Annotated in this window: 12 protein-coding genes; 8 read left to right on the top strand and 4 right to left on the bottom strand. The window is 71.5% G+C overall.

Features of this window, described 5'->3' with window-relative positions; translation table 11 throughout:
• Window positions 1-462: 462 nt before the first annotated feature.
• Window positions 463-1,497 carry a TetR/AcrR family transcriptional regulator gene (locus LV79_RS10290; RefSeq protein ID WP_253834468.1) on the bottom strand — a complete coding sequence of 345 codons (1,035 nt, stop codon included), beginning with the start codon at window positions 1,495-1,497 and terminating at the stop codon, window positions 463-465.
• Window positions 1,498-1,583: 86 nt separating this feature from the next.
• On the opposite strand from LV79_RS10290, the gene LV79_RS10285 reads away from it, so the two are divergent.
• From LV79_RS10285 to LV79_RS10270, 4 genes are all read left to right on the top strand, one after another.
• Window positions 1,584-2,747 (top strand): cytochrome P450, encoded by a 1,164-nt coding sequence (locus LV79_RS10285; protein ID WP_253834465.1) that lies wholly within the window; start codon window positions 1,584-1,586, stop codon window positions 2,745-2,747.
• 807 nt (window positions 2,748-3,554) lie between these two features.
• Window positions 3,555-3,770 carry a hypothetical protein gene (locus tag LV79_RS10280; protein ID WP_253834463.1) on the top strand — a complete coding sequence of 72 codons (216 nt, stop codon included), beginning with the start codon at window positions 3,555-3,557 and terminating at the stop codon, window positions 3,768-3,770.
• A gap of 54 nt (window positions 3,771-3,824) precedes the next feature.
• Window positions 3,825-4,880 (top strand): hypothetical protein, encoded by a 1,056-nt coding sequence (locus tag LV79_RS10275; RefSeq protein WP_253834461.1) that lies wholly within the window; start codon window positions 3,825-3,827, stop codon window positions 4,878-4,880.
• A gap of 397 nt (window positions 4,881-5,277) precedes the next feature.
• On the top strand, window positions 5,278-5,625 hold the full coding sequence (locus LV79_RS10270) for a hypothetical protein (protein WP_253834459.1): 348 nt from the start codon (window positions 5,278-5,280) through the stop codon (window positions 5,623-5,625).
• A 72-nt stretch (window positions 5,626-5,697) separates the two neighbouring features.
• Here LV79_RS10270 and LV79_RS10265 read toward each other — a convergent pair whose 3' ends face one another.
• Both LV79_RS10265 and LV79_RS10260 read right to left on the bottom strand, forming a co-directional pair.
• Window positions 5,698-6,099, bottom strand: a complete 402-nt coding sequence (locus tag LV79_RS10265) for a histone-like nucleoid-structuring protein Lsr2 (RefSeq protein ID WP_092775693.1) — start codon at window positions 6,097-6,099, stop codon at window positions 5,698-5,700.
• A 676-nt stretch (window positions 6,100-6,775) separates the two neighbouring features.
• Window positions 6,776-9,754 carry a glycine--tRNA ligase gene (locus LV79_RS10260; RefSeq protein WP_253835974.1) on the bottom strand — a complete coding sequence of 993 codons (2,979 nt, stop codon included), beginning with the start codon at window positions 9,752-9,754 and terminating at the stop codon, window positions 6,776-6,778.
• A 366-nt stretch (window positions 9,755-10,120) separates the two neighbouring features.
• On the opposite strand from LV79_RS10260, the gene LV79_RS10255 reads away from it, so the two are divergent.
• Together LV79_RS10255 and LV79_RS10250 are read left to right on the top strand one after the other, a co-directional pair.
• Window positions 10,121-10,675, top strand: a complete 555-nt coding sequence (locus LV79_RS10255) for an acyl-CoA thioesterase (protein WP_253834457.1) — start codon at window positions 10,121-10,123, stop codon at window positions 10,673-10,675.
• Between the two features lie 5 nt (window positions 10,676-10,680).
• Complete coding sequence (locus LV79_RS10250) at window positions 10,681-11,127, top strand: ester cyclase (protein WP_253834456.1); 447 nt, start codon at window positions 10,681-10,683, stop codon at window positions 11,125-11,127.
• Between the two features lie 184 nt (window positions 11,128-11,311).
• On the opposite strand, the gene LV79_RS10245 is transcribed toward LV79_RS10250, so the two are convergent.
• A complete protein-coding gene (locus LV79_RS10245) occupies window positions 11,312-11,572 on the bottom strand; it encodes a hypothetical protein (protein WP_253834455.1) in 261 nt (86 codons plus the stop codon).
• Between the two features lie 410 nt (window positions 11,573-11,982).
• Here LV79_RS10245 and LV79_RS10240 point away from each other — a divergent pair, with 410 nt between their 5' ends.
• A complete protein-coding gene (locus tag LV79_RS10240) occupies window positions 11,983-13,182 on the top strand; it encodes a cytochrome P450 (protein ID WP_253834454.1) in 1,200 nt (399 codons plus the stop codon).
• A 653-nt stretch (window positions 13,183-13,835) separates the two neighbouring features.
• Entirely contained in the window at window positions 13,836-14,744 is a 909-nt protein-coding gene (locus LV79_RS10235) for a hypothetical protein (protein ID WP_253834453.1), read from the top strand.
• Window positions 14,745-14,791 lie beyond the last annotated feature (47 nt).

Raw genomic sequence — 14,791 nt, 5'->3', positions numbered from 1 at the left:
CGGGGCAAAGCACCCCACCGATGAGCATTCCTCGGTTTCCGAACAAACCGCTGGTAGATGCCATACCCCCGATCAGGGGTCAAGAACGTTTCGCCAATCCACTCGATTGGGTGTCACCCCACAGTGCGGACTTGCTCGCCCCGGGCACCGTCCGAACCGTACAAAGGACGGTGTCGGGGTAGTCCGCTCCGACGGTCCAGAGATAGAGGAGGTCCACAAATGCTCAGCCAGTTGCTCGGCGTGGTCACCAGCATCCTCGACACCGTCATCGGAACCGTCACGGGTCTCATCGGAGGCCTGCTCGGCTAGCGCGGACCCACCGTCCCGGGCCCCGCGGGGTCACTCCGCTGTGGCGGGGTCCGGGACACCACTGCAGTTCGCACACCACTGCCCTATCGGAACACTGTCCTATTAGGATGAACTGTCCTCTTGGAACTCGAATTTCCCTTGGGGCGCGGCATTTCAGACTCGGATTCGATCCTCGGTCGCCACGGCGTGGCAGGCACCGGAGCCCTCGGCCCTGGCGACGATCCGGCCGCCGCGCACCAGCAGCGCCACCTCGGTCGCGTCGCTCACCGCCGTGATCCCCACCCGCCCGGCCAGCGTGTCATCGCGGATCACCGTGAGCGGCAAGCCACCCCCGAACGACTGTCGCAAGCAGGCGACGGACTCGGCGAGCACCAGGCGCGTCAAGGGATCCAGTTCCGCGGGTTGGCTAGTCACCACCACCAGGGTCACGCGATGCCCTAGGCGCAACGCTTCCTCTACCGCCACCAGCCGGTGAGTACCGACGATCGCAACCACGCCGTCGTCTTCCGGGAGCGGTTCACCGCTGACGAGGTCTCGCGCGGTCGACCCGTCCCAGGGCTCGTTCACGGCGTGAGCGGGAGCGGGACTGTGCGGATAAGACCACCAGTCGTTCAGCTCTAGTCGCGACAGCTGCTCGCACGCGCTGATCACGTCGAACGGCTCGACTGTTCCTGGCGCGACTGCCGCGAGCGCTGTAGCACCGTGCAGCGTCGTCAGGATCATCTGCGCTTGCCGGACTCGTCGGGCGGGCGGCGCGTCTTCCGAAGAGGGCACGGGTTCGATCCGCTCCATGGCCAGCCCGAGCAAGAGAGCGCTAAGTTGCTGGAGGCGCGCGTACGGCAGCGCGAGATCCGTCAGCACTTCCGGGGCCAGGTATGTACCGAGGCCAGGTTCCTCTAGCCGCGCTACCCAGCTGTGCGCGAACGCGCCCACCGCGTCCCACAGCGAACTGGCCGACGGATCGCGTAGAGGCAACTTCTCGGCCTGCTTGGCGAGCACCTCTAGATAGAGGGCGCGCTTGCCGGGGAAGTTCGAGTAGACCGCGCCCCGGGTCAGCCCTGCCCGCGCGGCGATCTCGTCGACCTTGGCGTCCCGGTACCCCCGGGCGAGGAACTCCCCGCGCGCGGCGTCCAGTACCCGGTCCCGGTTGATCTCCTGGATCTCCGCCCGGCTCAGCGCACCCTTCACCGGCACATCATCCCCCCTCTCGCGACTCCAGTTTCAGATGATGTCATCATCTGACAAGAACATCCGAACGACAGCGGAGGTCCGACGTGGGTCCCATCCCCGAGGTAGCGGTCACCGATCCGGCCGTGCTCGCCGACCCGTTCAGCGCGTACGCGCAGGCCAGGGCGGTCTCACCGGTCGCCAAGCTGACCGGCGCGGGCATGCCGCCGATGTGGGCGGTCACCCGGCACGAACCCGCACGAGCGGTGCTGACCGACCCCCGGTTCGTGCTGAGTGAGGCCAGCTTCATGCGGCCGCCGGGCATCCCCGAGCACTGTCAGCGCTACCTGCACACGATGGCCGAGATGGACGGTCCCGAGCACGCGCGCGTCCGCGCCGCCGCCGCGCCCGCGTTCACCGCGCGTCGGACCGCCGCCTTACGCCCCCGGATCCAGGCCGTGGTCGACCGGCTGCTCGACTCGCTCGCGCCGGACGCCGACCTGCTGCGCGACTTCGCCGGACCGCTGCCGATGGAGGTCATCTGCGAGCTGATCGGCATCCCAGAGGCGGACCGACCGGACTGGCGCGGGTACGGGACGGCGGTGGCGGCGGGCTACGGCCCCGGGTTCCTCGCCGCGATCCCCGGGATCATCGCCAGCGCACAGGCGGCCGTGGCGGCGAAGCGGGTCTCACCGGGCGCGGACATCCTGTCGCAACTGCTGGGCGGCGAGCTGACCGAGACCGAGCTGGTGACGCTCGTGTGGCACCTGGCGCTGGCCGGGCAGACCCCGACCAACCTGATCGGCAACGGCGTCGCCGCGCTGTTCGCCCACCCCGCGCAGCTCGACCTGCTGCGCGGCGACCCCGGGCTCGCGCCGCAGGCGGTGGAGGAGCTGATGCGCTGGTGCGGCCCGCAACTGCTCACCACCCCGCGCTTCGCCACCACCGACATCACCATCGACGGCGCCACCATCCCCCAGGGCGGCGCCATGACCGTCGCCATCTGCTCCGCCAACCGCGACCCCGCCGCCTTCGCCGACCCCGACCGCCTCGACATCACCCGCCCCCTCGGCGCCCCCGGCCACCTCGGCTTCTCCCACGGCCCCCACTTCTGCCTCGGCGCCCCGCTGGCCCGCCTCCAAACCGAACTAGCCCTCACCACCCTCCTCCACCGCTTCCCCAACCTGACCCCCACCAGCCCCCACACCACCCGCACCCCCGACCCAGGAACCTGGCGCCTGGCCGAACTCCCCGTCTCCCTGACCGGGTGATTCCTTTCCTCCACCGCGCCTGATGCCGAGGTCGCCGCTGTCCACAGGCCCTCGAGTTATCCACAGGTTTTCGCCGTCACCCCTTCGGGGGAGGGGGTCCCGGTAAACTGGGCCTGGGGACGCCCCCCGGGACAGGGTGGGGGCCGGGGTTCACGGGGACGCCCTCCGCCAAGCACTGCCCGGCGGGGTTTGAGCGGCCGGGGATGGCCCCCAGCGGACTGGCGAAGGCGGCCGGAGCTGCGGCGGCTGACGGCTGCTGGAGCGTCTCCGGTCGGTGTCGGCCAGCAGGGTGCGGGGCGGATTCCGGCAGGTTGGCGCAACGCGGCGGGGGGGTCACTCGTCAAGTCTCATCTCGCGCTGCAGGAGATGGGCGGCGGATGTGCTGATGGACCAGGAGAGTTGTCCCGAGGTCCGTCTCGGAACCGGCCAAGGGGTGGGTGGTCTAGGCCAGCACCGTGGGAGGGGGGCGTGTTAGAAAGGGCTGGTCGTAGGGGGATTGTGGTGGTGGCCGTGTGTGGGCTGGTCGTGGCGGCGGATGCGGCTGGGCCGGATCGGGTCGCGTTGGGGGAACTTTGGGGTGGCGGCGGGGGCCCGGGCGGAGATGCGGTTTCGGGCGGGGCCCAGTTACAACCAAGATGGGTGTTTCGACCCCGTTGCCGGGTACAGCGGCACCGACTGGCTGGGGTGCTGGGTGGGTGCCACCGACCGGCGTATCGGACTGATTGTCCGGGGTTTGTGTCGATGGCGTGGGGGTTGCCGGTCAGTTACGCGACCCCGCGGGATGGGGCGGGGAGGGACCTGGGGGATGTGACGCGGGTCGTGGAGCGGTCGGCGTTGGTCGCCGGGGACGCGTTGGTGCGGGCCGGGGAGCACGTGCGGTTGTTCGAGCGCTGGGTCGACCGGGAGCGGAGCCGGTACCTGGCCTACGACTTCGGCTCCACGCCGGTCAAGCACCGCGTCTACGTCTGGGGTGGACCGGGGGAGCTCGACTACACGCCGGTCCGGTACGTCGGCGCGGGCTGAGCGGGAATCCGCCGATCAGGCCGGCAAGGGGGAGAACGGCGATAGCGTCGCGCGGTGCTTGAGGACGAGGTCGCCGCGGTGGGGGCGGCCAGGCGGGCGTGGGTGCCGGGGGTGGTGGCCGAGGTCGCCGGGTGGCGCCGGGTGGAGCAGGCGTTGACCAGGGCCGGGGCGGGGTCCCGGTTGCTCGCCGGGGTGTCCGGGGTGATCAGCGACCTGCGCCGGGTGCTGGCCAGGGCGGACCAGGGCGCGATCACCGTCGCCGTCGGGGGCAAGCCGGGGACGGGGAAGTCGACGCTGGTGCGGGCCATCGCCGGGTTGGGTCCCGCCGCGCTGCCGTCCGTCGCGGGGGTGCGGCTGGCGCTGCGGGCAGGTCCGCGCCGCGCCGCCACCGTCGTCCCCCGCACCTTCGCCGACCTGCGCGCGACCCACCTGCGGCCCCGGCACCTGCTGCTCGGCCTCCCCGACATCCCGACCTCCGCGGCGGACCTCCGGACCTGGCGCTACCCCGAGCCCGGCGACCAGGACTACCTGGCCTGCGCCCACCCCAGCCTGCTCGCCGACCTGCGGGCCATCCGCTCGTCCTCTGTGGAGCTGCTGGACCGCCAGGGCGGCCCGCTGCTGGTCGACGACCCGCGCACGGCCGCCACGATCGCGGCCGAGGCACCCCACGCGGTCCGCGAGGTGGTGGTCGAGCGCGAACGGGTGCCCATCGCCCTCTGGGACCTGCCCGGCACCGGCGCGGTCGCGGTCAGCACCGATCTGCACGTGGTCGACGACTTGGCCGCGGATGTCGTCCTGCAGGTGGTCCGGGGCCATTGGTGTGACGCCGACACACGCGCGGCGGTGGTGTTGCGCGAAGCGGGTGCACCGGTCGTTGTCGTGGTGAATGGTGGCGACGTCGTGCCGCGCGGAGTCGACCCGGCGACAACGCTGCACGCGGATGTGCGGGACCGGGAAGCGGTGGCCGCCGACATCGTGACGCCGCTGTTGCGTGATCTGGCGAACACCCTGCCGATCGCGGACGCCGAATTGCTCGCCGCCGCCCGGGTCGGGGCGCGACCCGTGCTCACCGGATTGGCCGAACACGCGGTGGATCCGCCTGCGGGCTGATCACGAGTGCGCCCCGGCCCAATCCAGCCGGTATGGCGCCGATTGCACCACGTGTTTCCCCTCGGGGGACCAACGCCGGTCCACCGGCGGGCCGCACCGGGCGAATCGATTCGCGGGGTCCGGCCAGTGGATCTTGGTGGTGGATAACCCACGGATCTCGCGCAGCGCCCCCTGGTGGCGCAATCCCCCACACCCGGCCAGCAGGCGGCGGGTGGAACGTGAATAACCGGGTAACGCCGGGCGGACGTCGACCGGGCTTAGCGGCGGCGGGAGGGCAAGAAACCGACCGGCGGCGGCACGAATGCCGAGCGGAAGCGGACCCGGGTCGGCGGTGCGCCCGCCGAGGAGAAGGTCGTACGGTGGGGAGGAACCGAACGCAGGCTAAGGAGGGGTTCGGATGCCCGAACCGGTGTTGGTATCCATCGCGGCGGCCCTGGCGGCCAAGTCGGCAGGCGCGCTCTACGAACTGGTGCGGACCAGGTTCGCCCGGCGCGAGCAGGCCGAGGCCGCGCTCACCGCCGCGGCCGGGGCGGCACCGGAGTCCGCGGAAGTGGCGGTGCTCGCCGCGGAACTGGAACAGGTCGAACGGGTCGATCCCGAGTTCGCCGAGGAGCTGCGCGCGAACTGGGCGGTCGAATCGGCCGGGACGCGCGCCGAGCACGGCGGCGTGATCAACCAGATCACCGGCACCGTGAACGGCAAGGTGCTGCAGGCCCGCGACATCCAGGGTGGGGTCAGCTTCTGAGCGCGGGGACGCCCCCGCACACAGCGGGACCGCGGCGGGTCATCCCCGCCGCGGTCCGTCCCGGTGGCTGGTTCAGCCGGAGAACGCGGCCTTCTTGGCCTTGCCGCCGTTGCCCTTGGCCTTCACCGTGTGCGCCTCCTCGAAGGCCTCCACGACGGCGGACGGGATGCGCCCGCGCTCGGAGATGTCGTGGCCGTTCTGCCGCGCCCAGTCCCGGATCGCCTTGGTCTGCTCCTTGGACCTGGTGTCACCCGCGGGCTTGGTCGACGGCGCCGAGTGCCGCTTGACCCGCCCACCGGTGCGCCGGGCCGCGGCGACGAACTCCGCCAGCTGCTCGCGCAGCCGGGTCGCGTTCGCCTCATTCAGGTCGATCTCGTAGTTCGCCCCGTCCAGGCTGAATTCGACCGGGCGGATGTCCTCGCCAGCCGAGCCGTCGAGGTCGTCGTAAAGCTGGACGATGGTCTTCTGAGCCATAGGGCACCTCACTGCACACGGGGTGTCACGGGAATTGAAAACAGCTACCCACTTGGCGTGAACAGTACCCGTTGCGCAACGGTGTTTCAAATAGGTGTCGTTCGGCTAATGCCCGCGTGTCGGCCGCTGGCGCGCCCCGGTTCGGCGAAACCGGGTCGCCGGAGCACATATCCGCCGGTCCACCCCGATTTCGCCGCACACCGGCCACCCCCGGGGAGGTGGCCATTCCGCCGGTCGGGCCGAGCGGGTGGGCGGCGCGGCGGACACCATACGAAAGCCGGTCCGGGCAATCCGGGCGACGGGCGGCGTCAGGATTACCCGGACCGCCACTCACCCGAACCGGGCGATTACGGTCGCCCGGCCGCGCGCCGCACCGGTCGGGCGGTGGGCGAATGGTCGGCGAACGACCGCGCGGCGGGTGAGGTGACCACGCAATTCGGCCACCGGGCGACCACCGTGGGTGTTCGTTAACGGTGCCGCCGCCCGCGCCGAAAAGCGACACCGGCGGCGCGGGCGGTTCGACATATGCCGAAGCCCGCACCGGTGCGCCGAATGGCCCCGTCCCGGGACAATGGGCCGAGTGGGTTGCGCAGTAAGACTGACCGCGCCCGGCCCCGGATAGCGAGAACCCGGCCCAGGCGGACCTGGACCGGGTTCTCGGGCGGGACGTGCGCGCTCAGGCCTCCAGCGTGGTGCCCAGCGCCTGCCAGTCGAGCACCGGCGCCGCCCAGTCGCGCACGGCGGCGAGCAGGCCGAGCCGGGCCGCGCGCAGCGCGGGTTCCGGCGCCATGACGAGCACGGCGTCGAAGAAGGTGTTGATCGGGTCGGTCAGCGGCGAGGCGGCCACGACGAACCCGGCCAGCCCGGTGCCACCCACCGCACTCGCCTTGGTGAACACCTGGTGCAGCTCCAGCTCCGCGGGTTCCACCAGCGCGGCCGGGTCGTAGCCCGCCCCGGTGTCGGCGGGCACGATGCGGCGGACGCGCTGCAGCGCGGCGACCAGACCGGCGAACCCGGGGTCGGCGGTGAGACCGGCCAGCTCCGCGACCGTCGCGTCCGCGAGCGCGGGGGCGTCGGCGAGCGGCAGCACGGCGGCGACCTGCTCGTGCGCGACACCGGCGTCGAGCAGCACCTGCTCGTAGCGGCGCTTGACGAACTCGGCGACCTCGGCGAGCACCGCGTCGTCGACCGCGATGCCCTGCGCGCGCACCTTCTCCGCCGCGGTGGACAGTCCGAACGGGACAGTCAGCTCGGCCAACGCCGGGAAGGCGCGCAGGATCGCCACGACACCGGCACCGGCGCGGCGCAGGCCGAACGGGTCGGAGCTTCCGGTCGGCTTGGCGCCGACGGCGAACAACCCGACGAGCAGGTCGAACCGGTCGGCGAGGGCGAGCAGCGCGCCGGGCACCGTGGTCGGCACCGCGCCACCGCCCGAGCGGGGCAGCTCCATGTCGAACAGCGCCTGGGCGACCGCCTCCGGCTGCCCGGCCCGGCGGGCGTACTCGCGCGCCATGGTGCCCGCGAGGCTGGTCAGCTCGATCACCATCTGCGAGCCGAGGTCGAACTTGGCCAGCCCGGCCGCCGCGCGCAGCGTCGCCGAGTCCTCTTCGGACAGACCGGCCGCCGCGCCGAGCACGAGCGCGACGCCCGCGATCCGGTCGGCGCGCTGGGCGACCGAGCCGAGCCGCTCCTCGAACGCGAGCTTGGCGATGCCCTCCTTCATCCGCTCCGGCGGGGTGCGCAGGTCGGCGCGCCAGAAGAAGCTGGCGTCCTCGTAGCGGGCGCGCAGCACGGCCTCGTTGCCCGCGCGGACCTTGTCGTGGTCGCACGCGCCGTTGGCGACGGCGACGAAGTGCGGCAGCAGGGCGCCGTCGGCGTCGCGCACCGGCAGGTACCGCTGGTGCTTGCGCATGACGGTGGTGAGGATCTCGGCGGGCAGCTCCAGGTAGCGGGCGTCGAACGAGCCGAGCAGCGCGTTGGGCTCCTCCACCAGGTTCGTGATCTCGTCGACCAGCGGCGAGTCGCCGTCGATCACACCGCCGACCGTCACGGCCAACTCGGCGGCGGAGGACACCACCAGCGCCCGGCGCTTGTCCTGGTCGGCCACGATGCCGTGCCCGGCGAGGAAGTCCAGGTACCCGTCGGCGGTGGACACCGCGACGACGGGGTCGCCAGCGGTGCGGTGCACGCGGGTCGTGGTCCCGGCGGCGAGCGCCGACACCGCGACCGGCACCGGGGTGCTGCCCAGCAGCGCGAGCAGCCAGCGCACCGGCCTGGTGAACGACAGCTTCGGGTCGCTCCACCGCATATTCTTGTCGGCCCGCAGCTCGGCGACGACCTCACCGAGGACCCCGCTGAGCACCTCCACCGCGCCCTTGCCGATGTCGGTGCGGGTGATGCCGACGTACTCGACGCCGTCGACGTCGATGCGGCGCAGCTCAGCCGGGTCCACGCCCTGGCCCCTGGCGAACCCGGCGGCGGCCTTGGTGGGGTTGCCGTCGGCGTCGAACGCGGCGGAGGCACGCGGTCCGCGCACCGTGCGCTCGGCGTCCGGCTCGACCGGCTCGACGGCGTCGACGACGGCGATGACCCGGCGCGGGGTGGCGTAGGTGGTGACGGTGCCGTGGCCGAGCCTGGTGGCGGCGAGCTTGTCGGTCAGCGCGCGCTCGACGGCGGCCGCGGTGCGGGTCACCTCGTGCGGCGGCAGTTCCTCGGTGCCGATCTCGAACAGCAGCGGGTGCGTGCCGTCGACGGCGGCGAACTCGGTGGGCGCGGCTGCCAGCGGCAGGGCGGGGACGGTGCCGAGCGGGTGCTCCAGTTCGGACCGCCGCTCCGACCACAGGCCGGCGACCTCGCGGGCCAGACCGCGCATCCTCGCGAACGCCTTGGCGCGCTCGGTGGTGCTGACCGCGCCGCGCGCGTCGAGGACGTTGAAGGTGTGCGAGCACTTGAGGACGTGGATGTGCGCGGGCACCGGCAGCCGGGCGTCGAGCAGCCTGCGGGCCTCGGCGGCGTAGTCCTCGAAGAGCCTGCGCTGGGTCTCGACGTCGGCGTCGTCGAGGTAGAACCGGCTCATCTCGTACTCGGCCTGCCCGAAGGCCTCGCCGTAGGAGATGCCCGGGGCGTAGGCGATGTCCTTGAAGTGGTCGACGCCCTGCAGCGCCATCATGATCCGCTCGACGCCGTAGGTGATCTCCACCGACACCGGGTCCAGGGTCTGGCCACCGGCCTGCTGGAAGTAGGTGAACTGGGTGATCTCCAACCCGTCGAGCCACACCTCCCAGCCGAGGCCCCAGGCGCCGAGCGCGGGCGAGGCCCAGTTGTCCTCGACGAAGCGGACGTCGTGCGCGGCGACATCGATGCCCAGCGCCTGCAGGCTGCCCAGGTAGAGCTCCTGCGGGTTGCCCGGGTCCGGCTTGAGGATCACCTGGAACTGGGTGTGGGTCTGCAGCCGGTTCGGGTTCTCGCCGTAGCGCGCGTCGTCGGGGCGCACGCTGGGCTCGACGTAGGCGACCCGCCACGGCTCGGGGCCGAGCACGCGCAGCACCGTGGCCGGGTTCAGGGTGCCCGCGCCGACCTCGGTGTTGAACGGCTGCACCACCATGGCGCCGCGCTCGGTCCAGTACCTGGTCAACGCCAGCAACGCGTCCTGCATGGTCAGCACGGCGAAACCTCACTATGGGCTGGTGGGGGGTGCCCGCGAAGTCTAGAGGGGTGCCTCCCGGTCATCCCCGCGCACGCGGGCGGGCGAGTGGGGTCACCCACAGGCTTGAGCACCGGAGCACCCGGGCGGCCCGGACTCCGCCGTCCCCATCACCGGATCGAGTTAGTCGTATCCGACATTTTGCGCCGAGTTCAATCACTATCAGTGAACTCTGTCGCCCGACACAGGGAGATATTCGGTGATCATGCGAAATTGGCCGGGGTCACCCAAGTGATCGTTTAGACTGGCCGCATCTCCCCCGCCGCGCCGTTTTCCGCCCGACGTGACCGAATACCCCACTTTGGAGAACCTCTTCCGATGACCCCTGTCGACACACCAACACGGGCACCGCTGGCCGACTCGCCGCCGCTGCCGACCGGGCGGCCGATGGGCCACTCGCGCTGCGAGCTGTCCCGGGTGATCTGGCCAGGCGACGAGAACATGTTCGGCTCCGGCAAGGGCAAGCTCATCCTGGAACTGGCCGACGAGGTCGGCTGGGCCGCCGCGGTGCGCCACAGCGACGGGCACGCGGTCACCGCCTCGGTCAACGACATGACCTTCTTCACCCCGTTCTGGGCGGGCGACATCGTCACCGCGGTGGCGCACGTGGAGAGCACCGGCCGCACCTCCATGGAGGTCGGCGTGCAGGTCAGCGCCCGGCGCTGGCAGGGCCGCGACGAGCTGGAGGTGATCGCCGAGGCGCACCTGGTGTTCGTCGCGGTCGACGCCGACGGCGCGCCCCGCCCGGTCCGCCCGGTGCACCCGGAGACCGACGCGGAGTACGCCAAGCACCGCGCCGCGGCCATCCGCCGCGAGCACCGCAGAGCCCTTTCCGCGGCACTGGCCGAGGTCGCGCTGCCCGCACCGAGGTGACCGGCGTGCTCGCCCTGCCGTCGCCGCCGTCGGTCCGCGCGACCGAGCAGGTCGACATCGCTGTCGCGTTCATCCGGGAAACGGTGAACGAGGGGGATTGCGCCGTTCTCGCGGAGTTCGCGCACCCCGATATCCGAGATCTCTCCGACGTCCGGCTATTCGACGACGGGATTCCCGGGCTGCGCCACCGCGTGCTCGCCGCCCGGCGGTTGATGCCCGATCTGCACGCCAGGGTGCTCAGCGCCCGGCGCACCGGGCCGGACACGGTCGAGACCCGGCTGGAGCTCTCCGGCACCTACCTGGGGTCGAACCTGGCACCCAGCCAGCGGCACGGCCGCTCGGCGACCTGGTGCCAGCACCACCTGTGGTCCTTCCGCGGCCCGCTAGCGCACGCGCACCTGGGCTGGGTCGACCACCGCGGTCTGCGCGCCGCGCTCGGCGACCCGTACTGACGCTGCCCCAGCTCCGCTGGAGGGGTCCCCCGGTCGGCGCCCACCGACCGGGGGACCGAGCGGGTGCGTTCCCCGCCCGCGACGCGGCGCCCACCGCGTCCAGTCCCTGCTCGTCCGTTCCATGGTCGACCCCTTCCGCGTGCACCGGCCAGGGCCACCCGGCCCGGGTGATCGGGTCTTTCGCTCAGCCTGCGAGCCGGTTGTGCGCGCCTGCGCGCGGCCTCGGCCGCGACCAGGCCAGGCGCGGCGGGTGCGGCCAGTCGACGGTCCGCTCGGGTGCCTGCTCCACCTCGAGCCCGCGGGCGTGCTCAGCCATCCTGGCGTCGTGTTCCGCGCCGACCCGCTCCTCGAGCAGCATGCGGTCGACCAGTGCCGAGGCCCGGCGCAGACGCCAGGTGAGCGCGGCGATGACCGCGAGTCCACCGAAGATCCACAGCAGTGTCATGGCGATGTCGATTCTTCTCGTATTGCCAAGCCCGGGTGCCGATCTGAGCGCGGAGGTCCTGGCGCTCGTTGGTCCGCACGGGGGCTCTGTTGCCCGTTCCATCGCACCGACCCATAACATCAGTTACAGGTCGTGACTTATGACAACCGACTCGCAACCAAGTATCACTCGTACGGCGTACACGTTGAACCGTAAAGTAACGACGCGCCCATCGGGGACGACGCTCCTAGATGGCCCGCGTCCGAGTGATCTTGTACCGAACGCCATCGTCGTGATCACGCAACGTGATGGCCTTGGGAAACTCCGGAGCGTGACCGCCTCGGTCACTAGGGGTCTACCTAGGGGTTGACGGTACGTATGACAAAAAGCACGATCGGACCCGACCAGGCCTGTCAGGGACGGATCCCGCTATGACCGCACTGTTCGACCTGAACGACCCGGCACTGGCCGCCGACCGCTTCGGCTACTACCGGCGGCTGCGCGAGACCGACCCGGTGCACCGCTCGCCCTTCGGCTACTGGGTGCTCACCCGCTACGACGACGTGGACGCCCTGCTGCGCGCGCCGTCGGCGTCGAGCAACTTCCCCGCCGACCCAGGCTGGGCCATGGTGCGCGGCGGCCCGACCTGCCCGGTGGTCAAGAGCACCAGCAAGTGGATGCTGATGCAGGACGGCCAGGCGCACCGCCGGATGCGCAGGCTCATCGCGCGCGTGTTCACCCCGCGCAGCATCGACCGGATGCGGCCGCGCATCCAGCAGGTCGTCGACCGGCTCATCGACGACATGGGCGACGGCCAGGTCGACCTGATCGCGGGCCTGGCGCTGCCGATGCCGATCCTGGTGGTCGGCGAGCTGCTGGGCATCCCGCCGGAGGACCGCGCGAAGTGCCGGGACTGGACCGACAAGGTCGGCTACGTCATCGACCCCGGGGTCACCCCGCAGCGCCGCATCGCGATGAACAAGGCCGAGCCCGAGTTCCGCGCCTACCTGCTCGACCTGATGGACTCCCGCCGCGACGCCGACCCCGAGCACGACCTGCTCTCGGTGCTGATGCAGGCCGACGCCGACGGGGAGAAGCTGACCGACGAAGAGATCGTCGCCAACATCCTGCTCATCTTCAACGCGGGCCACGAGACCACCGTCAACCTGATCGCCAACGGCATGCTCGCCCTGCTCCAGCAGCCCGAGGCGCTGGCCGCCCTGCGCGCCGACCCGTCCCTGATGGGCACCGCGGTGGAGGAGCTGTCCCGGTTCGACCCCCCGGTCCAACTCGCCGCCCGCATCATGACCCAGGACACCCCCATCGGCGACAAGGTCATCCCCGCGGGCGAGACCGTCCTCGTCCTCTTCGACGCCGCGGGCCGCGACCCCGACCGCTACCCGGACCCGGACCGCCTCGACCTGGGCCGCACGGACCCCAAATCCCTCGCCTTCAGCTCCGGCAACCACTACTGCCTCGGCGCCGTCCTCGGCAAACTCGAAGCGAGCACGGTCTTCACCGAACTCCTCTCCCGCTACTCCACCATCGAACTGGCGACCGACGACCTCCACTGGCACTCCCACTTCAACCTCCGCGGCCTCACCCACCTCCCCCTCCACCTGGGCCGCTGAATACCCCGCTTTCCCCCCGCGACTTCCCGCCTTCGCCCTCGCCTTCGAGCCGCGGATATACCCCCGAAATCGCCCCCGCTCATCCTTTACCCCGGGTCGCCTCAATTCGACTCTGCCCGCGCCGCCCACCGCGCCCGGACCAGCCTCCGCCGCCTGCGGTCCTGGACCGCTCGCCTGGTTGGCAGCATGTCGACCCACATCACCCAGGCCTCAACGCGCCGCCCTAGCCCGGCTCCGGGAGATCCGCTCCGCGCCAGTCTCGGCCGCACCAAGCCCCGCAGCGCAAACGCCTGGCCGCTGACCCCATCAGACCCGCATCCCCCCAACGCCCGCCCGACACCCCGGGAACCACCCGGTCCGCCGTCCCGGAAACGCCTGATCCACGGCCGCGGAAACCGCCTGGCCAGCCGTCGCAGGGGCCGCCTCCGGCACCCCAGCCCCCACCCTCTCCGGGGGGCGTCCCCAGTGCCAGTCTACCGGGGGTGGGGGTGGCGACCTAGGGGTGCGGTTGGCCTGTGGACAACTCGAGGGGTTGTGGACAACGCGACCTGGGGGAAGAGCAGGGGGAGCGGGGAAGTTCACTCGGTGGTGAACCGGCGGGGGCGGGGCCACGTGGTGGTGGTGTTGAAGATGCCGGGGAATGGGGAGTCGAGATGAATCGCAAGTACGCGTTGTCCGTCGCTGCGCTGGTCGCCGTGGGGGCGGTCGTGTTGTCGGCCTGCGGGGAGAAGGCCGCGCCGGTGTCCACAGAGGTCACAGCGACCGATGAGTACAGTGTGGACAAAGAGCGGAGCGACGTGTCGTTCTTCGCGGGGACGGCCAAGGCGAACAACGCCGCCGAGGGGACCGGGGACTGGGCGAAGGGGGACGACGGCACGGTGAACTCGGCGCGGGCGGAGAGTTCGCGCAAGTGGGTTCAGCTGAAGGCGGGCAAGGCGGGGGCGTTGGACCCGGTGGTGGTCAACGGGTCCGGGCTCACGCTGTACCGGTTCGACAAGGACTCGGCGGCGCCGTCGAAGTCGGTGTGCGCCGGTGACTGCGCGAAGACGTGGCCGCCGGTGACCGTGGCCAAGGGGAGCAAGGTGTTCGTGGCAGGCGTACCGAAGTCGGCGGTCGGGTTCGTCACCCGCGACGACGGCAGCACCCAGGTGACCATCGGCGGCTGGCCGGTGTACCGCTTCGCCAAGGACACCAAGGCGGGTGACACCAAGGGCCAGGGCGTCGGCGGCACCTGGTTCGGCGTGACCCCGACCGGCGCCAAAGCGGGCACCCCAACCACCACCGCCCCGCCCACCACCGCGCCCAGCGGCCAGAAGGCGACCAGCGTCGTCCTGTTCGACGAGCCCAGGTTCAGCGAGGACGGCGCCGCCGAGGGCACGGCGGGCAGCGGCTGCAAGAACCTCGCCCGACCGGGCAACGCGTCGTCGCTGTCGGCGCTCGGATCGCTGAAGCTGTGGTCGGAGAAGGACTGCAAGGGCAAGTCGCTGGTCGTCACCGGCGACGTCCCCGACCTGGCCGCGCTCGGTTTCGACAACCTCGCCACCTCGGTCTTCTTCGGCTGAGCCCCCGCCACCACCAGCGGCGCCGACTCCCGGTGCCGCTGTTTGGC

This window comes from Actinokineospora globicatena (genome assembly GCF_024171945.1).
GTDB lineage: Bacteria > Actinomycetota > Actinomycetes > Mycobacteriales > Pseudonocardiaceae > Actinokineospora > Actinokineospora globicatena.
Note: the sequence above shows the minus strand (reverse complement) of the source record. Positions and strands in the feature narration are given on the sequence as shown.